Consider the following 23088-nt stretch of genomic DNA (forward strand, 5'->3'; position numbering starts at 1 on the left):
GTTATATAGTGTAGTTTAACTATAGTGCAGGTGGTGGATCACAAGTATTATAATGAAGGCTACGCTAATGCAAACCGAAGATATTTTGTTCATGCGCATGGTGTTGTCATAGTTAACTTCGGCACTGTTCCGGCGGACACGAATCACCCAACTGGTAAAAAAATAAAGCACCGGTGCAGTGGCTACCAGAAAAATCAGGCTACTAATGAGCTGGCCTGTAGCAAAGTATAACCACAGTAAAATAGCAGTGCCTGTCAGCAAACTGATAGCTGCAAAAATATATGTGCCCGTAATGCCAAGCAGCAGGCTCAGGGTTTTGTCGCCACGGCGGCTGTCTTCTTCGTGCTGGTAGATCTGTGTAAGCGGATAGGAGCCACACAGAAACAACGTACTAACTATAGCAAAGCCAACATTAGGCCACTGCAGCACTTCAGTTATAGTTAAACCAACACCTACCTGCACCATGGCAAACGTAAAAGCACCCTGAAAAAAAGTAACAACTACAGTACTGATAACCGGGTATCTCTTTAACCGGATGCCCTCATAACTATAAGCTTTTGAGACAAGCAGATATAAGGCTACCAATGCCGCAAAGAGTGGAGAAATAACTATAGCCAGCAGTACAGCCAATGTATCAAACAACAATACAAGGTGCATGAGCTGGCGGTTTACTTTAGGTGGATTTTTAAGGCCTCCAATGCTGCCTTCGTCGCGGTCGTAATACGAGTTGTAGCCGTTGCTGGCCGGGTAAACCAGTAAATGCAGAATCAGAAAAACAACTATAGCCTGGCCCACATCAACCTGCTGCAGCACGCTCAGCGCAAACCAGAATACCGGCATCAGATAAACCGAAAACGGTATCCGCATTAAAGTAAGCGAATCGCGGTAGCTGTTCATTGTTAATTGCTGATTGTTAAATTGTTGATGGTTGACTCTCCTATAGTTTAAGACACAAAATATTACGTCTCTGCACTCACACCTTTCTAACTTATACTTTTTTAACTTTCTAACTCGGATATCCTAGCAGGTAAATGATGTGTTTTCCGGGTTTGTCGCCGGCGCGGCCGGTTCGCCAGCTATAGTTGGGTGCGTCTATCGTTTGCAGCATTTGCTGTAGTTGCCCGGGTGTATAGATGCGCAGTAAGGATACAGTACCATCCCAGATAATGCCAATCGGAATCAGTGGAATGATGTAGGTAAAGAAGAGTCTGCTTAGCTTAAATGGTCTGATGAAGGGTGTGACCAGCAATATAATAAACGGGAAGACCAGCCATAACAGCAGCATCTCGAGCCAGCTTTTCTTGGACCCTTCAAAAATGCCGATTGGTGCGCGATTACTAGCCGCATCCTGAAGAATTTGCCGGGCTATAGTTGGTGGAAAATGGTGAAAAGACGAGAAGATGGTGCGCACGCCAGCTATAGTTTCTGGTACGGCTGTAGCATCTATAGGCTCAGAAATAAAATCTATAGTGCCGTGTGTTTGTGCTTTTAGGAATTGGTAAGATGCCAGGTTAGGATACAGGTCGGTGAGTGTGACGCCTATTGTTTGCCCCATGCGGTGGCTCAGGTCCTGTTGTATGGTCTCGATGCCGCCGCCTGCTCCGGAGCAAAGGTCGGTAATATGGTGCTGGTTTGTACGCGTGAGTAACTCCTGTAGCAGGGGAACGGCTGCTTCGTAGGCATGCAGCTTCGTGATCATAAAACGTAGAAAATCCAGCATGCCCTGCCGGATTACGTGCGGAAACCAACGCTGGTCTTCAAGCTCAAAAAGTTGTAGCCTTATGTTCACGTGCTTTTTTTCAGCACATACTCTGCAGGGGTTGGTTTGGTTGTATCAGGCCCGACCTATAAACTATAGTTTATGGCAAACCAGCCGCTTGTTGCGGATTACAAATCCGCAGCTAGTATGCCTTTCGGATGGCAAATCCGAAAGAGCGAAGGCTAAACTATAGTTGCTTTACTGCTCTGAAAAAATGAAGCAACTATAGTTTAAAACGGTATCGGTTAAAACGCTTCAGCTCCGTCTTTGGCCACACTTACAGTATAGCCATCGCCGGTGTTGCTGAAAACCTGCCAGTAAACATCAAACTCTTTTGCCGGGTCCGGGGTAACTATGAGTTTGGCACCGTACTCAAAAGATAAAATGAAACCGTTGTTCTCGGTAAGTTCAAAACTTTGCGGCGACATGGTACCGCCGGCGTTTACAAGCTCCTGCAGGCGCTGGTCGCGCAGGTTGGCACCCGGCACTTTCCAGTCGAACTTTGGAGTTGGCAAACCTGCTTCACGTCTGCGCATAAAAACTTCATCATGCTTAATGCTGTCGCCGTTGGGCAATAAAAGTTGCCACGGGCAGTTCAGGGTAAGGGTAAGCTCGCCCACATCTAAAACCAGGCCCTGCGGCGTACGGTAATGTGTTTTTCCAAAGTGCAGGTATTGTACCACATCGTGGCGGGTAGTTTTAGTGAGCGGCAGGCCGATGATCTTATTCAGAGCATCCGAAACTGAAGTTTGCATATGATACAGGTAATTAGCAGTTAGTAATGGCAAATATAGGCAGCCTGGCCTATTAAGTAGTGTATAAAAATCACTTTACTAAGTTTTATACATAATTAACAGGTATGTTAAGCGCATAAAGTATATTTGCAGTAGTTTCGGGAGAAGCTGCCAACTGGAATTTTATGGGTTTACGCCCTGTTTGCATACAATGCTGAAAGAGCAAGACAAAATCGAACAACCTAAGTCTCCATCTATATACCGAAAAATTATCCGGTTTGCCTGGAAAAGCTTTTTTATAGGGTTAACCGTGCTGGTGCTATACTTGCTGAGCGTAGAGTTTAACCTGTTTTACCTATTCGGTTCTTCGCCGAGTCTGGATAAACTGGAGAACCCGCGCAGCGATCAGGCATCTGAATTATACACGGCTGATGGAAAACTGATCGGGAAATACTTCAGGGAAAACCGCAGCCCGGTGGGGTACGAAAAAATGTCGCCAGTGCTGCTAAATGCACTTATTGCGACAGAAGACGTACGCTTTTACGAACATGCCGGCATCGACCCGCAGGCTATAGTTTCGGCAGCATACGGTAGCTTAACCGGCTCGCCGCGCGGAGCCAGTACCATAACCCAGCAGCTGGCCAAAAACCTGTACAAAACCCGAACCGACGACTCTAAAGGCGTATTAGGCCACATTCCTGGACTTAACCTGGTTATTTCTAAAACAAAAGAGTGGCTTACGGCTATAAAACTGGAGCAGCGTTATACCAAAAAGGAGATCCTGGCCATGTACCTGAACACGGTGGATTTCGGTAGTAACTCGTTCGGTATAAAAGTAGCTTCCAAGACGTTTTTTGCCACTTCGCCGGATAGTTTAAAGACCGAAGAAGCAGCCGTGCTGGTTGGTTTGCTGAAAGCCCCGACATACTATAGCCCACGCTTTAACCCTGAAAACGCCACACGTCGCCGCAACACAGTGCTGGAGCAGATGGCCAAGTACAACTATATTTCCCAAGCCGAGGCCGATTCGCTGAGCAAAACGCCGCTAACGCTGAACTATAGTGTAGAAAATCATTACGATGGACCTGCCACATACTTCAGAGGTGCCGTAGCCGATTACCTGAAGGAGTGGTGTAAGCAGAATGGCTACGACCTGTACCGCGATGGCCTCAAGATCTACACCACGATAGATTCTAGGATGCAGCAGCACGCCGAGGATGCCATGGAAGAGCACGTGCGCACGCTGCAGCGTCGTTTTAACAACCACTGGCAGGGCAAAAACCCGTGGGTAGACGAAAACAACAAAGAGATTCCGGGTTTTATTGAGACAACTATAAAGCGGACCGCTTACTACCAGCGCCTGAAGCAGAAATACGGCAATGATACAGAGGCCATTAACCGCGAACTGAACACCCCGCGCGAGATGATGGTATTTACCTGGGACAATGACTCGCTGGAGAAAAAAGTAACCATGAGTCCGATGGACTCGCTGCGCTACTATAAGCGTTTTCTGCACGGCGGGATGATGACCATGGACCCGTTCACAGGTCATATTAAAGCCTGGGTAGGTGGTATCAACTATAAATATTTTAAATACGACCACGTAAAACAGGCGCGCCGTCAGCCGGGCTCTACCTTCAAGCCTTTTGTGTATGTGGCCGCAATCGATAACGGTTACTCGCCCTGCGATAAGATTGTAGACACGCGCATTACCGTAAACTATGTAGAGAAAGGCGAAAAGAAAAGCTGGTCACCAACCAACGCCGACTGGCAGTATACCGGTGCACCAATGACTTTACGCCGGGGTATGGGTAAATCTGTAAACTCTGTTACGGTGCAGCTAACCGAAAAAATTGGCTGGGAGACTGTAGTGAAATACGCACACCGTTTAGGTATTACCAGCCCGCTGGAGTCGGTGCCTTCTATTGGCCTGGGGCCGAGCGATGTCTCTGTTTATGAGATGGTGGGCGCCTATAGTACGTTCCCGAACCACGGTTTCCATACCAAGCCGATGTTTATTACCCGCATCGAAGACCGCAATGGCAACCTGATTCACCAGTTTGTGCCGAAACAGAAAAAAGTGCTGAGCGAGGAAACTGCATTCCTGATGATGCACATGCTGAAAGGTGGTATTGAGGAGCCAGGCGGAACATCGCAGGCGCTGTGGGAATACGACCTCTGGAAAGGGAACGAGATTGGCGGTAAAACAGGAACCACATCAAACCACTCCGATGGCTGGTTTATGGGCGTAACCAAAGACCTGGTTACAGGTGTTTGGGTTGGTGGCGAAGACCGCAGCATACACTTCCGTACATCTAACCTCGGCGAAGGCTCTAAGACAGCATTGCCGGTGTTTGGCCTGTACATGGAGCGGATTTATAAAGACAAGGAGCTGGGTTATACGATGGGACGCTTCCCGGGGCCAACCGTGAAAATTAACAAGAAGTATAACTGTACTACTGTACTGCCACGCAAAGTAGAAACCGACTCTACCATGCTGGACCCGAACCTGCAGCTCTTCGATATTCTGGAGCAGCTCAACTCCGGAACAGGCGATAGTTCGGATTAAATAACGGCAAACTATAAAAACAGAAAGGCCAGCTACAACTATAGCTGGCCTTTCTGTTTTTATAAACTATAGTTTAACTATGGTTTTTGTCGTAAAACGATTCCAAGGCTTCGTCCAGGTAGTTGTATTCGAAGGTAAAGCCGGTTTGCAGTACTTTGTTGGCGCTTACCCGCTGACTATCCAGCACTACGCCGCTTTTCTGGCCTAGCATTAAGTTTAAAGCAAACTCAGGTACTTTAGGCAGCACCAGCGGTCTGTGCATCACATCGGCCAGCTCCCTGGTAAATTCTTTGTTAGTTACCGGGTGTGGCGCTACAGCGTTGTATACACCTTCAAACTGGGTGTCTTCTATGGCTTTTATAAACAAACGGCAGGCATCGTCAATATGGATCCAGGACATGTACTGTTTACCGGAACCAAGAGGAGCGCCAGCCATCAGTTTTACTGGTCGGGCGAGTTGTGGTAAGGCACCACCCAGGTTGCTGAGCACAATACCAAGCCTGAAAATAACGGTACGTAGGCCAAGCTCTCTTACCTGCCACGACGAGGCTTCCCAGGCTTTGCAAACTTCGGCCAGAAAATCATCGGCCAGTATGCTTTCTTCAGAAACTAGCTGGTCGCCGGAGTCGCCGTAAATACCGATGGCAGAGGCCGAGATAAAACCTTTAACGTGGTGCTCTGATTTTTGCAGGCAATCGTATAGCAGCCGGGCGCTGTCTACGCGGCTTTTCAGGATCTCGCGCTTGCGCTCTTCGGTCCATTTCTCGTCGGCTACACCGGCACCGGCCAGGTGAATGATGTAATCGGCGTAGGTAATGGCATTTTCATCAATGTAGCTTTCTCTCAGATCCCAGCGGAAGGTCTTGTATTTCGAGAATTTGCTGGGGGTCCTGCTAAGGTGCGCCACTTCATAACCCTGGTCAATGAGCATCTCGGAAAGGCGGGTACCAATCATACCGGAACCACCTGTAATGAGTATTTTTTCGGGCATAGTGCGTTGTTAAGATAGCTGCAATATAGAAGATACCCTATACGTAAACTGGGTATAGTTTCGTTGTGCTAACCTTAAGAGTTACAGTTTTATACGCTGATTTTCTATTTTTTACGGATGTGGCTCAAAAACTCGTTGCGGTACTGGTCCTGCTCAAACAGGCCGCTGTACTCGGCCGTAATGGTGCTGCTGGTCACGTCGTTCACGCCGCGGCTCATCACGCACAGGTGGTCGGCTTCAATCAGTACGGCAACGTCATCTGTCTGAAGCGCCTGCTTCAGTTCGTTGGCAATCTGCATGGTCATGCGTTCCTGCACCTGCGGGCGGCGGGCGTAGTACTGCACAATGCGGTTCAGTTTAGATAAACCGATCACATGCTCGCCCGGAATATAAGCTACGTGGGCTTTGCCAATGATCGGCACAAAGTGGTGCTCGCAGGAAGAGTATAGCGTAATATCGCGCTCTACCAGCATGCGGTTATAGTTATACTTGTTCTCGAAACGGCGAATGGCCGGCTTGTTGTCTGGGTTCAGCCCATGAAAAATCTCTTTCACGTACATTTTAGCCACACGGTGCGGCGTCCCTTTCAGGCTGTCGTCTGTCAGGTCCAGGCCCAGGGTATGCATTATTTCACGGAAGTGGCCTTCAATAATCTTAATCTTCTCCTGGTCGGTCAGGTCAAAAGCATCAGGGCGGAGCGGCGTATCCAGCGAGCTCATCATATGGTCATCCATCGCTTCAAAGTCGTTCTCCAAGTCCTGGTTATCCATTATATTCAACAAAGTTTCGTTCAGTTTCATATAGGGTAATGCCCAATGCGTAAGTATCGCTGATTTTTGCCCGGAGCTTGTTCCAGATAACTATAGCAATATTCTCGGCGGTAGGGTTCAAATTTTTAAATTCTTCGGTATCCAGGTTCAGGTTCTTGTGGTCAAAGCGCTCTATCACTTCTGATTTAAGCAGCTCACTCAGTTTCTTCAGGTCGTAAACATAACCGGTGTCAGGGTCAACAGGGCCCGTTAACTTTACAATCACTTCGTAGTTATGCCCATGGTAGTTCGGGTTGCTGCACTTATCAAACACGGCCGCGTTCTGCTCATCGCTCCAGTTAGCGTTGTAGAGGCGGTGCGCTGCATTAAAATGTTCTTTCCGGCAAACTGTTACTTCCATAGTTCCCTAACAACCTTTATAAGCAAATGTTATACTTTAAACTATACCGAACCAGTATTCTTTACTATTAACCTGCAAAGGTAGGGAGTATTTGATAATGCGGTTTAAAATTTTAACTAAATTACTCATCGGCACGGTCCTGTTTTTCATTTGATTTATTTATTTTCGTAGCGTTACATTTTGTAGCGAGCCAATTATCTAATCCAACATTATTTTATGAGACTGAAAGCTTTACTACTGGTGCTGCTATGCTTTGCAGCAGGTTTGAGTTATGCCCAGACCGGGCGGGTAGAGGAGAAAGAGCAAACCGTGAACGGGGTAAACAGGCGGGGCCAGCAACTAACCGTTCAGCTGGACCCGGCTATGGTAGAAAAACTCTGGAAGAACCAACTATCAGAGAAAGCCGGCAAGCTGAAAGTTAAATACACCAAAGGCGTTTACACCCTGGATGGTGTGGTGCTCGATACGATTTCCAGCAACCCGATGCGCATTATCTCAACTATAAACACAACTCCGGAAGGTAGCCAGGTTTGGTGGTCGCTGGACATGGGGGTAGCATATGTAGATAAAACTGCAACGCCAAAAGAGTATGCCGCTGCCGAGGGTTACCTGATGGCTTTTGCCCGCAAAGCCTACCGCGAAGACATCTTCAGGCAGATAAATCAGGCCGAAGATGTTCTGAGAGCCACCAAACTGGAGCAGGAACGCGTGGTAAAGCAAGCAAACGACATACAGACAACTATAGAAAAGAACCGCCAGCGCAAACTGCAACTGGAAGCCGAACTGGTGAAGAACGCTGAAGAACTGAAGCAACTGGAGCAGAATGTACAGACCAACCTGAAGCAGCAGGAGCTAAGTAAACAGCAGGTGCAGGAAATGGAGAAAGCCGTAGAAGCTGTTCGCGCCAAACTGAACAATGTGAAGTAACTATAAACTATAGTTTCATATCAAAAACTCTCGTTGCAGTATTGTAGCGGGAGTTTTTGTTTTATAGCTGGTAACTATAGTTTGAGAACTACACAGCCTTTGCAGCGGGCAAATAAGCGGATTGCAAATCCGCAGTTAATAAGTTCCGGATTACAAATCCGGAACAGCAAAAGGCAGGTTGGCACCTATAGCCGGGTATCGCTCAGGATGCTGTATTTTGCTGTTGCGCCGTGTTATAGTGTGTCTTCATCCATTTGATGATAGCGGGATACAGGTCTTCTACTTTACCTTCTTTGGGTTGCTGCTTATACAAATGCAGCAGTTCACGATTAAACTCCTTGAACCTGGTGAATCCTCTCTTAACCATAAAAACCTCTTGTTGTGCTGTTACGCGTTCAAACACATCGGTAGGGTAGGTGTCGTGCGCATATAAAGTAAAGGCGGCCCAGGTCATGTACTCGTTAAAGGTGAGGATAAAGGAATTGTAGCCGCCGGTAACTTTGTCTGCTTTCCAGTAGCTGAGATTTTGCATGGCTGCCGCTAGTTGTGCCTTATACTGGTCTGTAACCGGGTTAATGTAGGTGTGGTTGATCTCGGTAAACACAACCCTGCTGGCGTAAGCCGATTTTTCAGGGAATGTCCAGTCCGTTCTGCTCATCTCGTAGTCCGGGGCGCTTACAAACATGATCGTCTGCTTTGTAGCTCCATTCCTGCTGCGTAGCTCCCGTACATTATGTAACCCGCCTGTTAGCGGCGAGAAAACGACGCGCAAAGACTCATGCGGCACATTAGGGAATTCCTGCGCCAGCCACTGTTGCATGCCGGCATAATTGCAGAGGGCATAGTTGATGCGCACAAGCGAGGCGTACTGGTTTTTGTGCTGCTGGTAAAAAGCCTCGAAACCAGTTTCCTTAATAAAGGAGTTAATCAGTCGTTTGTTATTATGGAGCAGGAATAAAGGATAAGGTGCTATGTTGTAAACCAGTGGTATGCTATAGTTGCGGTTGTTGTGCAGCTTTCCGTTTTGCAGCTCATAGTTCAGCGCCTGCAGCCTGATCAGCGTGTTTATTTCGCCATAAGCGCCGGCCTTCTTCAGTGTTTTCTCCAGCTCCAGAACAAGCTGGTGAGATTTGTGCGCCCCGAAATGGCTGATCATGGCCTGGTAATACGGCGTGTTCTTTCTTACAAGGTTCGGATCTGATTGGTAGGTGTCTGTCAGGCTTAAGGCTATCTGCATGGCCTCATAAACGATAGGCACATCCACCTGGGTACTGTGCTCTATCGTGCGCTGGTAGCTTTTGGAGAGGGTAGGAACTGGTGTTTTGCAGCCTGCCAACAGAAGCAGGCCGATCATAAGAATTGCCGGTAGTTTTGTTTTCATGTGTTGTAAAGTGGTTCGCTCAACTATAGCAGGAAGCGTTTCAGGCTTTGGAAGCAGTTTATAGTTACAGGCTATAGTTTATCAGCCCAAGATAAGTAAACCGAGGCTTAATTTGTTGGTTCAACTATAGTTTGTTCTGTAAAAATCCTGAGAAACCGGGTAAAGTACAGCCTGGCATGTAAGCTGGAAACTATAATCATGCCGCGCTAAAAGCCAGTCTTTTAAAAACTATAGTTGGGTTGTTATAACATAAGCCTGAAGCCGAAAACCGGTAACTCGCCCTGCATAAAATCCAGGTCCAGGGAGCGTTTAAAGCCCAGCCGCTCATACATGCCCCAGGCAGTTTGCATGGCTTTGGTGCTGTGGATAATGACCTGTCGGTTTCCATGTGCTTTGGCTTTGGCAATACAGGCTTGCGTTAACAATTTCCCGATACCCGAACCCTGCATGCCGGGGGCAACAGCCAGTAACCTGAAACCGGATGCCTGTTGCTCCTGCGTAGCCGTACCGCCTGAGCCATAGTATTGCATATCCCGGAAGTATACTACGCCACCTGCTAACCTTCCATCATCACCGATAGCTACTAAAAGCTCTGCACCCGGCTTTTGAGTAAAGTCTCCGATGTTGCTTAACATACTATAGTAGTTAGGCTGCTCGTGTGGCTTCGGAAAACCCTCGAGCGCCTCATATACTTGTACCATCAGTTTACCAAGTTCGGCAAACTCTTCAGGCCTGGCGTTTCGGATGGTGTGGGTTTGTGCTGGCATAAACTATTACTCAGGCTATAGTTGAATAAGGTGGCTATTGTATTTCGGTCTTTTAGCTAATCGCCTCTGTTGCAGTGTAGTCTGTAGTTTCGTAAAGGCCGTTCTTAAATTTCCAGAGTTCATATAGCGATCCCAACGGAATTCCGAATGCCAGCGCCGAGTTCAGGTATCCCATCATTGAAAAGCTTATACCGAACATGAACTGGAAGTTGAGTAATTTAAAAAAGAAACCGCCCACAGCAGACCAGCCTATAGTTGGAACATTGAGCAGGATGATAGCAAGGTACTTTCGCCACTTTTTGGTAACGTTGCTTTTCTTCACTTTAACCACCATGTAGATATTAAAAGCCAGTACCGCTAATACCAATACACCAAACAACCAGAAGGTAGCCATGCCTGGTATGGCGTGCTTTACATCCTGTAGTTGTATGTTCAGTATTTTCTGAGAATGGTCGTCGAACAGCACCATGAAATAACCGAATTCCTTTTCGTTTTCAAGCTGCAGGTGAAGTACAGTTGTATTGGGTATTTGCTTGTTATCGCCTGTTGTAAAGGTTTTCTCTGTTTTAACAAAGGTATAGGTAAGCTGCGTGCCAAAATTCTTCGCTACCATCTCACGCAAACTACCGAGCCCCTGCTTCAGGTTCTCTATGTCTGTCCCTTTTGCCAGCTCATGTTCCATAGCCATAAGCGAGACGGCTTCGTCATAGTTCTCCTCCATAATGGCATTCACAAAATTTTCAGCAGTTTCTTTGTAACCGAAAGAGTTTGTCAGAATGGTGCATCCGGTTAAGGTTATTGCCAGAACAGAAAGTATCGTTAATAATTTGAGATATCTCATACCGTTGTTTTTATAGTGCCCCGTAGTTTTATAACATCCGTAATATAAAGGCAATACGCCCGAAAGTATAGTTATTGACCTGGAATGAATGGGGTATATTTTTTTGAAGATGCGTAATTGAAACCGCGCCTGACAAAGCTATAACATTATCAGGCGCAGTAGATAGTTCTACTATAAAGTGGTAGTTATTTACCGGAGATGGTCATCTCAGTTGCGACCGTCATGGGTATGGTCAGGCCGCCTGGCACTTGCGGATTATCTTTAATATGCGCATCGCCTTTCATGTTCTGGTTAATTGTTGCTTCCAGAATCCAGCCGGTCTTTTTATCTACTTTTATTTCTGAAACCTGCGATCCAGCCATGTTATATTTCATCGGCATACCGTTGGTCTCAATATAAGCATCTTTATTGGCCGTCGCGATGGTGGCATTTCCCTTGATAAGCGCATGATCTGCGTTGTTCTCGGCATACTGGAAATCAGTAGTGAGATCAGCAGCCATGCCAGCTTCCAGTTTTGTGCTTACTGTCCATTTATCGCCTTTGTTAACAAGCTTTTCGGGGTAAATAGCAGTTGCCGATTCTATACTTCCCTTCATGGCCGCTTCGCCATACGATTTCATGATCTGCTCCTGTATCTGGGCTTTCTCTGCCTCCGACAGCTCGCTAAACTGGTTGATGGCCGTACCCCAAAGCGCATCTATATCCTGTATCTCTGTAACCTTACCGCTCTTGCTCATTACCAACCTGAACGGTTTATTCTTCATAGAGCCAAGTATTCTTGAAAAGACATCGTTCGGGTCATTCTTTTCTGAGCTAAACTCTACAGCACCCTGCGGCAGCTGCATCGCCATACTCAGGTTATCGAAGCTGGCTTCCATGTTGAAGCCGTTTGCATTCACAGCCTTCACACGGTAAGACATCGTGCCGTTCATGGTCATGACCATATTCAGCTTTTGGCCATTAATGTCCTGCACAATAGTGCTGCTGGAGGTAGTAGTTTGTTTGTAAACCTGATCTTTCTGCAGGTTCAGGCTTAAGCCGGATTTCTGAGCAAAAGCCGAAACCGAAAAAGTAAGCAAAAAGAGCAGGGTAAAAAGCTTCTTCATTCTGTAAAAGTTTGTTGGATAGATTAAATGTGTTTTAAAAATAAATGTGTTGATAAACTTACACATTTCCATCCGAACATCAGCAACAAACTATAGCGAGCCCGGCAAAATAAAGCAGCTTTACTTCACTACCTGTTTCACCCGGTAAGCAATCGTTTCTTCTACTTTGCCAGGCAAATATACACTAATCAGGCAGGCACAGAGAAAAACTAAATTGTACACGCACACAACCTGTAAGCCGAAAAAGACACTCAAAAACTAGTATAATTTAAACTATATATGGGTTAATGCATATATATATGATTGTTTTGACTATACTTGTGCAGATTTAATGCTAGGGTAGTCGGAGCAAGCTGAAATAAGACTTAAAACTATAGTAAGCAAAACTATAACCATTCAATGCATGACAGTATCAGGAGTACTTAAATTCTTTTCGCTTCTTTCTATTTTGTTTTTGTGCGTTAGTTGCCTGGGCGACGACGAAGAAGAAGCCAAGCCAAATCCAGCCCTCTCGCTGACAACCACACAAAGCAATGTAAAGGCTACCTTTACAACACTTGAGGTGAAAGGCGAAGTAAATGACCTTGGGAAAGATGTTACGGCACGTGGTATTGTATGGAGCCTGACAAGCAACCCCACTACCGCAAATTCTAAGACAACAGAAAGCAGTAATTCCTTTTCTGCCACCATCGAAGAGCTGCACCCGAACACTACCTACTTTGTAAAGGTATATGCCACAACCCCCACTGGTACTTATTACAGCGATGAGGTTCAGCTTAAAACAAAAAGTCTGGCAGGCACCACGTGGTCTATGCTTTTTAAATACTCAGCAACTATCGAATGGTATGCTGATGTTGCCTTTAAGGCTGATGGAACCACAGTATACGATGAGCCGGATGCGCCGGGCGTGTACCTGACTTATGGCACCTGGAAAGTGACCGGAAACCAATTGACTTATGACATGGACGCTGCTGATGACAATCCAAGAAACTATGTGTTAACGGGTACATTTAATGCAGATAAAATGAGCGGAACGTTTACACACGGCCCGAGCGACCTGCCATGGACAGCTGAGTTAAAATAAAACAGCAAACGATCTAAATAAAAATCGGCGCTATAGTTTCTGAAACTATAGCGCCGATTTTTATTTACCGGTTTCAAAGTATTTCAATTATAGTTGGGGTAACTACCACCTGTGCTGATTCCTTTCCTCCGATTATAAAATATACTTTGGCTTTACTTTACTACCTGCTTCATCCAGGAATTTATAGTTTCCAGTGCTACCGGTGCTATCGTTTCTTCCAGCAGCCCGTATTCGTTTACCATACCGGTAGTGGCCGTCTGGAAAAGGTGGTTCAGGTTGGGCAGTTCTTTTATCGTATAGTTTTTATTTCCGGCAGCTGTCAGGGCTTTTTCGGTGGCTGGCAGGTTTTGCTGATAAGGCACCTGCAGGTCTTTGGTTCCGTTCAGGGCCAGTACCGGCATTTTCAGTTTCTGCAGGGTAGGGGCCGGGTTGTAAGCTAGGAAATTGCGCATCCAGGGAGAGCTTAGCTGAGCTACTATGGCCTGCTCGTTTTGCGAGGTAAGGCCCAGTTGTTGCTGTTCCTGCTCCGTCATGTCTTTTTTAGCCTGCTGCTCCAGTTCGCGGATAGCGGTTGCTGCTCTGAATACATCTTTTTCGGTAGTAGTTACCTCAAATTGCGCCTTGCGTAGCTGCAGGTACTTTTGCAGTTGTGGTTCCGGCATGCCGGCGGTCTTAAGTAAAGCCTCGTTCTGGGCTACCAGCAATTCTGTACCTGGCACGGCACTACCGGCCATCAATACTACGAAAGCCACATCAGGATATTTAGCAGCTACTTTAGCGGCAACCAGCGCACCTTCCGAATGCCCGATCAGGCCCACTTTTTTAGGGTTGATGCCTTTATAGTTTTTCAGGTAACTATAGGCTGCTTCCAGGTCGGTGGCAAAATCGGCGGTGGTGGCAGTAGCAAAGTTCCCGCCCGATTTACCTACACCACGGTCATCAAGCCGAAGCACAGCAAAGCCCTGGCGGGTAAGGTGATCGGCTATAACCAGGAACGGCTTGTGCCCCATAATGGTCTGGTCGCGGTCTTGGGGGCCTGAGCCGGTGATCAGAATAACAGCCGGAAACGGACCTTTGCCTTGTGGCAGGGTAAGTGTGCCTGCCAGGTTAAAACCAGCTGCTTTGTTAGCTATAGTTACTTCGGTCTCCTGGTAAGGGTATGGCTTTACCGGAGTCTGCGGGCGTTTGGCTTCAGCGGCTTCCCCTTTTGTAAGCGGAATGTGCATGGATTGGCCAGCCTGCTTCATATGTCCGTCAATTGTTTCGGCGCCGGTTATTTTGCCGGCATACGACCCGCGTATCATCGGGATATCCAGAAACACACTGTCCTGCACCAGTTTTACCGAACTGACCGCAATGCCTTTCGCGCCCTGGTCGGGGCTGTCCATAGTGGCGGTGAGGGTGCCGTTGGTATTGCTGATGTTGAAGACCAGCCTAAGTTTGGTACCACCTACAGTTAAGGCACCGTTCCAGGAGCCATCTATAGTTTGGGCGCGTTGCTGCGCTATCACGTGGCTGGCGGTAAGTACAAGGGCAAATATAAACAGCAGGTACTTTTTCATTTGAGCAGAGGGTTTATAGTTGATGTTTTTGTTAATGGGCTGCCTGTCGCTCTCTGCGAGACAGCAAAAAAGAATATACCACCGGAATCAGTACCAGCAGGGCTGCCACCACCAGGAACGACACATAACGGAATGTAGGATCGGGCAGGAGCGCTGTGAGGCATACCAGAATACCGCCAATTATCCAGAGCCTGCCGCCCATGCGGTGTGTTTTGCGCCACACGGTTTCGCTCTCCAAAGTCCAGGGCGTACGGATGCCGATAAAGTAATTTGGTTTAATGGCCTGAAAGTAATTGCCGAACGAAACGAACAGGAACCCTACCAGCAGGTTTACAAAATTAGAGTTCTCCAGGCTGCCTGCTTTTGCGCTGTAAACTATAAACACAGACAGCGCCGCCATAAAAATAGCCATCATCAGCCGCAGTTGGTGGTACTTGCTACCCATGTTGGCAATCTTATCTTTCGGGTCGATGGCGGGAATGGCCAGCAACAGCAGGTTTACACCCAGCGTGATGAAAAGAATCAGCCCTGCCAGGAAATTTTTGCTTCCCCAGTCATCTGCTTCGCCCTTAAAGTTGAAATGGATGGGCACGCGGTCGGGCAACTCAGCCCAGTTAAGGAACAGGTAAGCGAGCGGCACAAGCATCATGCCCCAGATCAGGAACTCCAGTAAGTTGCTTCTTTGCTTCATCGGGTTATTTCTTAAGCGTTATCATCCAGGATAAAATATCATCAAGCACGGTGGTGTTGAGCGAGTAAATAACAAACTGCCCCTGCTTTTCCGAAGTTACCAGTTCGGCCTGGTGCAGAATGTCCAGGTGGTGCGAAATGCTGGGCTTGGTAATATTAAAAGCCTCTGCAATCTCGCCGGCGGTCATATCCTTTTGCTTTAGCAGGTTCAGGATCTCGCGGCGGGTATTATCGTTCAGGGCTTTAAAAACTTTGTTCACAATCAAGATTAGGTATTTAGACAAATATCTAAATAATATGGTAAAAGTCAAACTATAGTTTGTGTTTTTTATGCTTTTTAAGAGTTGCCATCGTTTAATAAAAGATAAGCCGGGTTATTGGTTGCTACCAGTGCCATTGCAGGAGTAGACTGAAAGCTGTGGTTCAGGTAAAACATGTTAACTTGCAGGCTTAGTAAAAAAAGCAGATAATAAGGGATGCTCAAGAACCTGATAACCGCTGCGGCGCTTGTGTTTGGCGTGGCAACTATAAGCAGCTGTACCAGCTCGCCCGAATCCGAAGCAACTGCCACTACCGAAGATGCGGCCGCTTACAAAGCAACTATAGAAGCGTGGCATGAGCAGCGCATCGGTAACCTGAAGAAAGAAGATGGCTGGCTGGCACTGGTTGGTTTGTTCTGGCTGGAGCCCGGCGAGAATACCTTTGGTAGCGGACCCGGCAACGACCTTGTTTTTCCGGAAGGCAAGATAGCCGAGCAGGCAGGTACTTTTGTGCTGGCCGATAACCAGGTAAAAGTTAAACTAAAGGAAGGTGTGGATGTACAGCTGGACGGAAAACCAGTGCAGGAAGCTATAGTTTATAGTTCGGATACTGTAGAGGCTCCAAAGCTGAAACACGGTTCGCTGACCTGGTTTGTCATAAAACGCGGCGACAAATACGGCGTGCGCCTGCTCGATACTGAAAGCGATATCCGGAAAAACTTTGCAGGGATTAACCGTTATGAGGTGAACCCGGCTTACAACATACAGGCCAAGCTAGAGCCGAATAACACCGGTCGTACCATTACCATTACCAACATAGTTGGCCAGACCAGTCAGGAGGAAACACCGGGCACACTGGTATTTAAAATTGACGGAAAAGAGCAAAGACTGGATGTGCTGCAGGAAGGTAATCAGCTTTTCGTGATCTTTGCCGATAAAACCAACGGCCACGAAACCTACGGCGCAGGCCGCTACCTGTACACCGACCTGCCCGACGAAAATGGAAACGTGATGGTGGATTTTAACAAGGCCTATAACCCGCCCTGCGCCTTTGTAACCTATGCTACCTGCCCGCTGCCTCCGAAACAGAACTTTCTGCAGGTAGAAGTGCCTGCCGGAGAGAAGTCCTTTGAAAGCGAAAGCGGGTACTAAACTATAGTTGGCGCGCCCGATGGTGCAGTTGAAACATTTCCGGTAAATACGTGTTTCGTATGTGAGCCCGGTATTGCAGCTAGCCTGCAATACCGGGCAGTGCAGAACGAATTAGAAACATGACAACAGAAAACACACCCAATGTAATTACGCCGGCACACCTGGCCCAGGCCATGGACTATAGTGCCTACGTAGCCTTAACAGAACAACTGCTGGCCGAAAATAAAACAACAGGTACCAACCATTCTCCCGACCTGGTAGAGTATACCCGCATGAACCTACACCGCATGCGCCGCGGCGAAAAAACCGCTGTGCTGACAGACGAAATGCTGGATGCCCTGAAAAATGTAAACCGCAAAATGGTGTGGCTGGTGATAACCGAAGCCTGGTGTGGCGATGCCGCGCAAAACCTGCCCGGTCTTGTTAAAATTGCCGATGCCAGCCCGCTGATAGAAGTAAAACTGCTGCTTCGCGATGAGCACCTGGATGTAATGGATGCCTACCTGACCAACGGTGGCCGCTCCATACCAAAACTAATCGCGCTGGATGCAGAGACCCTGGAAGAACTGGGTACCTGGGGGCCGCGACCAGAACCGGCACAACAACTGGTGCTGGATGCCAAGGAGCAGAAAATGGATTTTAAGGAAATGGCTGAAAAGCTGCATGGCTGGTATGGCAAAGATCGTAGCCGCACACTGCAGCAGGAGTTTATTCCATTGATAAAAGCCTGGGCTACAGCCGATGAAACTATAGCAAACAGCTAGAATACCGCACAACTATAAAACAAAAAGGCGACACACTGGTGTCGCCTTTTTGTTTTATAGTTGTTTATGCCCGGTTACTGAACGGGTGCTGCTAGTAGCGGAGTACGTAATTTTACATAGTCCATCCGGTCACCGATTTGTAGTTGGTGCACAACATCCATGCCTTCCACAACTTTAGCAAAAATGGTGTAACGGCCATCCAGGTGCGGAGTAGGTGAGTGCGTAATAAACCATTGGTTGCTCTCGGTATCTTTCCCTGCCGATGCCATGCCTACATAGCCTTCGCGGTAATTTAAAGGAGCAAACTCAGACCGGATAGAATATTCGGAGCTTCCCCAGCCGTCGCCGCGTTTATCACCACCCTGCGCCACAAAGTTTGGCACTACCCGGTGGAAGAATAAGCCATCAAAGAAATTCTTGTTAAGCAGCTCTACAAAGTTAGCCACCGAGCCCGGGGCATCTTCTACAAACAGCTGCAACACGATCACGCCTTTGCTTGTACGGATCTCTACCTGCTGGTCTTTTGGTATGCTGGTTACCAGTGCCCAGTTAATAGGGTGGGTGAAAGGGTTTTCAGGAGTTGCGGTTTCCTTATCGTTCAGGAAATCTATGGTTCGCTGCAGTTCTATGTTGGTCTCCATGTCGCGGGGCAGCTGTAGTTTTTGCTGTGCCTCCGTCAGGAAACTATAGTTGCTGTAGTGGCTGCGCAGGTTCAGCTTCGGATCGCGGATAGCGCCGGCGGCCATACCTACCAGGGCCACATCGCCCGAACCTACCGCCTTCCGGAAGATCTGTGCAAAATCCGCTTCCAGCGCTGTTGGGAAGTCGGACTGCGTGCGCATCAGCAGCAGGGCATCCATGCCGGTGGTAGAGATAACCGGTTGTTTAGCCGCAAACATAGCCTCAGAAATAAACTTATAGTTGTTGAAATCACCTGCCAGCGCTTTCAGGAACTGGGCTTTATCGTAAGGGTCGGTTGCGTTCTGGAAGTAGCTCTTGTAGCGCTCACTCAGCATACCCCGCGCCGGGCTGTTGCGCAGAATCACCCAGATCACGTTGCCACGCACACGGGCATTAGTCAGCTTTGGCAGTATCTGCTGCATATCCGTTGTGTTGATGCCCGCATAATTAGCTACCAGAAACTCCGATGTTGCCACTGCTGTGTTTATGTTTTTATCCTGCAGCCCGGCAAGAAGGGCAGTTTTGATGTCGGCATAATCCAGGCCTGTCATGGAACGGATGGCGCTTAACCGCACACGGTAATCCGGATCGCTCTGGGCTATGCCACTTAAAAGACCGGCCTTGCCAAGGGCGCGTACCTTTGCCAGTGCCTGTGTGGCAGCCATCCGTACATCTGCCGACGAATCGGAAGTAGCGGCATTCAGAAGTTCGTCGCGGAACGAAGTAAGGTCAACGCGTGGGGTACGGGCCAGAAAGTTTGCTGCGGCCAGGCGGGTTTCGTAAGGGTATGCTTCAGATAGAAATTTTGCTCCCAGCGCAAGGCTCTGTTCGGAGTGTTGCTGGCGTATGCCGGCCCGGAAAAGTCCCCAGGCCTGCCCGCTTTGGGCGATCGGGTTGTTTGCCTTGTACGTTGCCAGAAAGTAAACGCCGGGCGGAGTAGCTATTTTGCCGAGTGCCTCCAGCATGCTGGCCTGCACTTTTGGCTTTGGTTCGTGTTCTATGTGGCTTATAAGTGCGTGCTCCGCTTTCGAATTCCCGGTTTGGCCAATGGCATAAGCAGCCGCAGAGCGCACAGCAGTAGATGTATCGGTAAGCAGGCTCAGCAGTTGCGGAAGGGCCAGCGAGTCCTGCACCGATGCGAATGCAAGGGCTGCCTCCTGTCGGTAAGTATACTTGCCGTGTTGCAGGTAAGGCAATAGGTCGGCGGTTTTGCGTTCGTCCTGTAAGGTATACAGTTGCTGCAGTTGCGGGTCAGCAAATTTATTCAGGCCGGCTGCAGGCTCAGCACTTTTTTGTGGCAGGTACTGGCAGGAGCTGAGCAGTAAGAGGCCCAGGCTCAACGCATAGAGTCTTTTCATGTGTGTTGTTGTTGAGTGCCTGAATATACTAAAATCAGCGGAAACTGCTCGTAACCGATGCTTCTAAATGCGGTTTCGATTTTGTACTAAACTATAAAATAGCTATATTTAACGTGATTACATATCATTTATGCAAGAAGTACATTTTAGATTATTTAAAGTAAATCACGCTGACGAACTGAAAGCAAAGCAGCGCACTACCTTAATGGCGGTATTGTTGTTACTGCTGCAGCTCGGTTTATTTGCTTACCTGGTTATCACAAAAGGCTTTACCTATAGTTTTCTTGGTTTATACTTATTACACCTGGTAGTTTTTTTACTGCTGTTGGTGCGTATCTGGTTTTACCGGCATCCGGAGTTCCGAGGACATGTGACGGTTACAGGCCAGGGCGTGCGCTACCGCACAGGTCTTTTTAAAAAGGAGCAGGAGTTTGACTGGGCCGAAGTAGATGTAATGCGCCTGGAGCCTACCAATGTGCTGTTCATACTTAAAAACGAAGAGCAACACCTGGTGCGACTGTCTAAACTGCGCGACGAGGCCGCACTTAAAAAGGCAAAACAAAAGCTTGAAGCAATAGCCTTTCATAAAAATATTTCCATTACCCGGAGCGCTTTGTAAATGTTTGTATCCCTACATAGCAGGCGACAACTTGCCCAAATAAAGCGAAATCTGTTTTTGCTCAGTCTGTTTTTGCTGGGCGGTGGCGGATTTGCTATAGTTCGGGAAATGCTGTGGCTTGATGCAATGCGGCCGGGATGGCTGGTAGCGGCAACCTTGCTGGTGCTGGCTGGCGCTGCAGGCCTGGCCATATGTGCAAACCTGATTCCGCTACGGGAAACTTACTTTTCCATGAACTCGTCGAGGCTGGGCTACCGGCTTACCTTTTTTGGCCGCAAACAGGAACTGTTCTGGACACAGATCCGGGCAGTAATGTTAACCGACGAGAAAGTAGTGTTCGAGCTTCGCAACGAGAAAGAACTGGTGATGCCGCTCCATCATATCCCGGATTCTAAAATAGCCCGCCACATACAGGCAAGTATCAGCCTGGCAGCTATGGAGCAAAACATAAAGGTAAACGGCGTGCTGGCACAAGGAAAAGCCCGGTTGCAGCAAGCTTAATATCCCTGCCATAACTATAGCTATAGTTGCTGAAGCTGACTTTATCAGCCTGTATTATCCCGAGGCTGGTCATCTTATAAATGGCATAAGTTATAGCGTATGTAAATTATGAAATACCTCGGTCTAACAGGTTTATTAATCCTAATCCCTTTTGTCGTATTTAGTCAATCAAGAAAGTTTACCGATGCTGACATCAATAATAGTGGTGCCATTAAGTTGGTATTTGTTACTACGGTTAATGAAGCTCGGGAACTTGCAGATAAAGATATTAAGAATGAGATGCCATTTCTATTGCTCCGAAGTGGAATAGCACCTGTTGTGTATGATAAAGACAGCAGTTTTGAAAGTAAGTATAATGTCTTCTACTTTGAAGATGGCTGTACAGGTCCCGACTATAGTTTAACGGAAGAGTATAACTTCGTTATCCTTGACTACCTACAAAGGACTTACGGGAATGAATGGAAAAGAAAAGTAAGGAAGGATGTAGTAGGATATAGAAAGTGGAAAAGCAAGAAATAAAACAACTATAACCACATCTAAACGTCATTTATACGATCTTATATTAGCACGCTGCACCGTATCATTTCCTGTCCTGCTATAGTTTCCTATACTATAGTTTGCCAACTTTGCGTCCTGAATCTGAATCTGGATGGAAAAGCAGGAGACTAAAGTTTATGGGTTGCAATTCGGGCTGCTTTGCCTGAGTTCGTTCCTGTTCTTCGCCAGCTTTAATATGATCATTCCGGAGCTGCCCGATTACCTCACCAGCCTGGGCGGCGCAGAATACAAAGGCCTTATCATTTCACTTTTTACCCTTACAGCAGGGCTCTCCAGGCCTTTCAGCGGGCAACTGGCCGATAAAGTAGGCCGCATACCGGTAATGGTAGTAGGCGGGGCAGTATGCATCCTCTGCGGTTTCCTGTATCCTGTAACCGGCTCGGTAGCTGCTTTTCTGCTGCTGCGTTTTGTGCATGGCTTCTCTACGGGGTTTACGCCTACTGGCACAGCCGCCTATGTGGCCGATATTATACCGGTACAAAGGCGCGGCGAAGCTACCGGTTTGCTAGGGTTGTGCGGTAGTCTGGGCATGGCGGCTGGTCCGGCAGTGGGCGGCGCTATCGCGAATCAGTTCTCCCTGGATGTGATGTTCTACACTTCGTCGCTGGCTGCTTTTTTATCGGTGGCGGTGGTGGCGCGCATGAAGGAAACCGTGCAGGATACGCACCGTTTCCGGATGGGGCTGCTGCGCATATCGCGGAGCGAGTTATTTGAGCCGCGTGTGATAGCGCCATCAGTCGTACTGTTCTTTACTGTTTTCTCTTTTGGCATTATCCTTACCGTAGTTCCCGACTTCAGCGAGCACCTGGGTGTTCGTAACAAAGGGCTCTTTTTTATGAGCTTTACGTTGGCCTCGCTGGCTATCCGGTTTGTGGCCGGGCGGGTATCCGATAAATACGGGCGCGTGATCGTGTTGCGGGTTAGCTCGCTGGTGTTGTTGCTGGCTATGGTGGCGCTTGGTATGGCATCAAATGTTACGGAGTTGCTGCTGGCAGGCGTGTTGTTCGGGGTAGGGCAGGGCATGAACTCACCTACCGTTTTTGCCTGGACCATAGACCTGAGCCACGAGGCGCACCGTGGCCGCGCAATGGCTACGATGTATATTGCCATGGAAGCCGGTATCGGTATCGGGGCACTTTGCTCGGGCTGGCTATATAACAACAATGCCGATAACTTCCGGATGGTGTTCTGGTCGGGGGCAGCTGTTACGCTGCTGGCATTGCTTTACCTGCTGTTCTTCGTAAAAGCCACCTCACGAAAATTCTAAATTTACCCTTCTCTTTTCCTGTTTTAAAGGCTGTGCTTATGCTTAAAGTAGAGCATTAAACATGATATGTTATAGTTTATTAATTGTATTATTTAAATAATAGATACTGTGGTCTGTATGTCTTAACTATAGATGGTGTGATATGCTTATTGTTATAAAACTATAGTTCAGCTGTCTTTAAAGCCGTTAAAGTAATAGCGATCTATAGTTTGTGTCAGGTTTTACAGAGGTGTAGGATAGGATATTTTTGATGCAATAGCTTGACCTTATATAGTGTTTTTCGTAAAGGTAGATTAATACGCGCTGCTATAGTTGTGTAACTATAGTTGCCTGTAATGCAAAACCTG

23 protein-coding genes are annotated in these 23088 nt (G+C 47.7%); 9 read left to right on the top strand and 14 right to left on the bottom strand.

Annotated features, from left to right (window positions below):
• Positions 1–15: 15 nt before the first annotated feature.
• From GXP69_RS10705 to GXP69_RS10715, 3 genes are all read right to left on the bottom strand, one after another.
• Positions 16–897, bottom strand: a complete 882-nt coding sequence (locus tag GXP69_RS10705; protein ID WP_163915057.1) for a UbiA family prenyltransferase — start codon at positions 895–897, stop codon at positions 16–18.
• A gap of 109 nt (positions 898–1006) precedes the next feature.
• Positions 1007–1789: a class I SAM-dependent methyltransferase gene (locus tag GXP69_RS10710; RefSeq protein WP_163915058.1), complete on the bottom strand. Its 783-nt coding sequence runs from the start codon at positions 1787–1789 to the stop codon at positions 1007–1009.
• 215 nt (positions 1790–2004) lie between these two features.
• Positions 2005–2514, bottom strand: a complete 510-nt coding sequence (locus tag GXP69_RS10715; protein ID WP_163915059.1) for a hypothetical protein — start codon at positions 2512–2514, stop codon at positions 2005–2007.
• Between the two features lie 190 nt (positions 2515–2704).
• On the opposite strand from GXP69_RS10715, the gene GXP69_RS10720 reads away from it, so the two are divergent.
• Positions 2705–5062, top strand: a complete 2358-nt coding sequence (locus GXP69_RS10720) for a penicillin-binding protein 1A (RefSeq protein WP_163915060.1) — start codon at positions 2705–2707, stop codon at positions 5060–5062.
• Positions 5063–5135: 73 nt separating this feature from the next.
• Here the strand turns inward: GXP69_RS10720 and GXP69_RS10725 are convergent, their stop codons facing one another.
• The 3 genes from GXP69_RS10725 to GXP69_RS10735 all read right to left on the bottom strand — a co-directional run bounded on the left by GXP69_RS10725 (position 5136) and on the right by GXP69_RS10735 (position 7223).
• Entirely contained in the window at positions 5136–6053 is a 918-nt protein-coding gene (locus GXP69_RS10725) for a TIGR01777 family oxidoreductase (RefSeq protein WP_163915061.1), read from the bottom strand.
• 104 nt (positions 6054–6157) lie between these two features.
• Positions 6158–6823 (bottom strand): GTP cyclohydrolase I FolE, encoded by a 666-nt coding sequence (gene folE, locus GXP69_RS10730; protein WP_163915246.1) that lies wholly within the window; start codon positions 6821–6823, stop codon positions 6158–6160.
• Positions 6816–7223 (bottom strand): 6-pyruvoyl trahydropterin synthase family protein, encoded by a 408-nt coding sequence (locus tag GXP69_RS10735; protein ID WP_163915062.1) that lies wholly within the window; start codon positions 7221–7223, stop codon positions 6816–6818. The genes folE and GXP69_RS10735 overlap by 8 nt, the downstream gene beginning before the upstream one ends.
• A 216-nt stretch (positions 7224–7439) precedes the next feature.
• On the opposite strand from GXP69_RS10735, the gene GXP69_RS10740 reads away from it, so the two are divergent.
• Positions 7440–8150 carry a DNA repair ATPase gene (locus tag GXP69_RS10740; RefSeq protein ID WP_204281992.1) on the top strand — a complete coding sequence of 237 codons (711 nt, stop codon included), beginning with the start codon at positions 7440–7442 and terminating at the stop codon, positions 8148–8150.
• 202 nt (positions 8151–8352) lie between these two features.
• Here the strand turns inward: GXP69_RS10740 and GXP69_RS10745 are convergent, their stop codons facing one another.
• From GXP69_RS10745 to GXP69_RS10760, 4 genes are all read right to left on the bottom strand, one after another.
• Complete coding sequence (locus GXP69_RS10745) at positions 8353–9531, bottom strand: DUF4932 domain-containing protein (protein ID WP_163915063.1); 1179 nt, start codon at positions 9529–9531, stop codon at positions 8353–8355.
• 242 nt (positions 9532–9773) lie between these two features.
• Complete coding sequence (locus tag GXP69_RS10750; RefSeq protein WP_163915064.1) at positions 9774–10298, bottom strand: GNAT family N-acetyltransferase; 525 nt, start codon at positions 10296–10298, stop codon at positions 9774–9776.
• A 52-nt stretch (positions 10299–10350) separates the two neighbouring features.
• Entirely contained in the window at positions 10351–11139 is a 789-nt protein-coding gene (locus tag GXP69_RS10755) for a hypothetical protein (RefSeq protein ID WP_163915065.1), read from the bottom strand.
• A 185-nt stretch (positions 11140–11324) separates the two neighbouring features.
• Positions 11325–12245: a DUF6263 family protein gene (locus GXP69_RS10760; protein ID WP_163915066.1), complete on the bottom strand. Its 921-nt coding sequence runs from the start codon at positions 12243–12245 to the stop codon at positions 11325–11327.
• Between the two features lie 403 nt (positions 12246–12648).
• Here GXP69_RS10760 and GXP69_RS10765 point away from each other — a divergent pair, with 403 nt between their 5' ends.
• Positions 12649–13329: a hypothetical protein gene (locus GXP69_RS10765; protein WP_163915067.1), complete on the top strand. Its 681-nt coding sequence runs from the start codon at positions 12649–12651 to the stop codon at positions 13327–13329.
• Positions 13330–13481: 152 nt separating this feature from the next.
• Here the strand turns inward: GXP69_RS10765 and GXP69_RS10770 are convergent, their stop codons facing one another.
• The 3 genes from GXP69_RS10770 to GXP69_RS10780 are packed head-to-tail and all read right to left on the bottom strand — an operon-like array spanning position 13482 to position 15841.
• A complete protein-coding gene (locus GXP69_RS10770; protein WP_163915068.1) occupies positions 13482–14891 on the bottom strand; it encodes an alpha/beta hydrolase family protein in 1410 nt (469 codons plus the stop codon).
• Positions 14892–14922: 31 nt separating this feature from the next.
• A complete protein-coding gene (locus tag GXP69_RS10775; RefSeq protein ID WP_163915069.1) occupies positions 14923–15582 on the bottom strand; it encodes an SdpI family protein in 660 nt (219 codons plus the stop codon).
• Between the two features lie 4 nt (positions 15583–15586).
• On the bottom strand, positions 15587–15841 hold the full coding sequence (locus GXP69_RS10780; RefSeq protein ID WP_163915070.1) for an autorepressor SdpR family transcription factor: 255 nt from the start codon (positions 15839–15841) through the stop codon (positions 15587–15589).
• A 216-nt stretch (positions 15842–16057) separates the two neighbouring features.
• Here GXP69_RS10780 and GXP69_RS10785 point away from each other — a divergent pair, with 216 nt between their 5' ends.
• Positions 16058–16993 (top strand): DUF1684 domain-containing protein, encoded by a 936-nt coding sequence (locus tag GXP69_RS10785; protein WP_163915071.1) that lies wholly within the window; start codon positions 16058–16060, stop codon positions 16991–16993.
• Positions 16994–17112: 119 nt separating this feature from the next.
• Positions 17113–17757: a thioredoxin family protein gene (locus tag GXP69_RS10790; RefSeq protein ID WP_163915072.1), complete on the top strand. Its 645-nt coding sequence runs from the start codon at positions 17113–17115 to the stop codon at positions 17755–17757.
• Positions 17758–17831: 74 nt separating this feature from the next.
• On the opposite strand, the gene GXP69_RS10795 is transcribed toward GXP69_RS10790, so the two are convergent.
• Positions 17832–19796, bottom strand: a complete 1965-nt coding sequence (locus tag GXP69_RS10795) for a peptidylprolyl isomerase (protein ID WP_163915073.1) — start codon at positions 19794–19796, stop codon at positions 17832–17834.
• A gap of 130 nt (positions 19797–19926) precedes the next feature.
• Between GXP69_RS10795 and GXP69_RS10800 the strand changes: the two genes are divergently transcribed.
• The 4 genes from GXP69_RS10800 (at position 19927) to GXP69_RS10815 (ending at position 22741) form a co-directional block, all read left to right on the top strand.
• The gene (locus GXP69_RS10800; protein WP_163915074.1) at positions 19927–20415 is read left to right on the top strand and encodes a hypothetical protein; all 489 of its coding nucleotides are present in this window, start codon (positions 19927–19929) and stop codon (positions 20413–20415) included.
• A 57-nt stretch (positions 20416–20472) separates the two neighbouring features.
• Entirely contained in the window at positions 20473–20916 is a 444-nt protein-coding gene (locus GXP69_RS10805; protein ID WP_163915075.1) for a hypothetical protein, read from the top strand.
• Between the two features lie 108 nt (positions 20917–21024).
• The gene (locus GXP69_RS10810) at positions 21025–21435 is read left to right on the top strand and encodes an FEKKY domain-containing protein (protein ID WP_163915076.1); all 411 of its coding nucleotides are present in this window, start codon (positions 21025–21027) and stop codon (positions 21433–21435) included.
• Between the two features lie 130 nt (positions 21436–21565).
• Complete coding sequence (locus tag GXP69_RS10815; protein ID WP_163915077.1) at positions 21566–22741, top strand: MFS transporter; 1176 nt, start codon at positions 21566–21568, stop codon at positions 22739–22741.
• The last annotated feature ends 347 nt before the right edge of the window (positions 22742–23088 follow it).

Source organism: Pontibacter burrus (assembly GCF_010686685.1).
Classification (GTDB): domain Bacteria; phylum Bacteroidota; class Bacteroidia; order Cytophagales; family Hymenobacteraceae; genus Pontibacter; species Pontibacter burrus.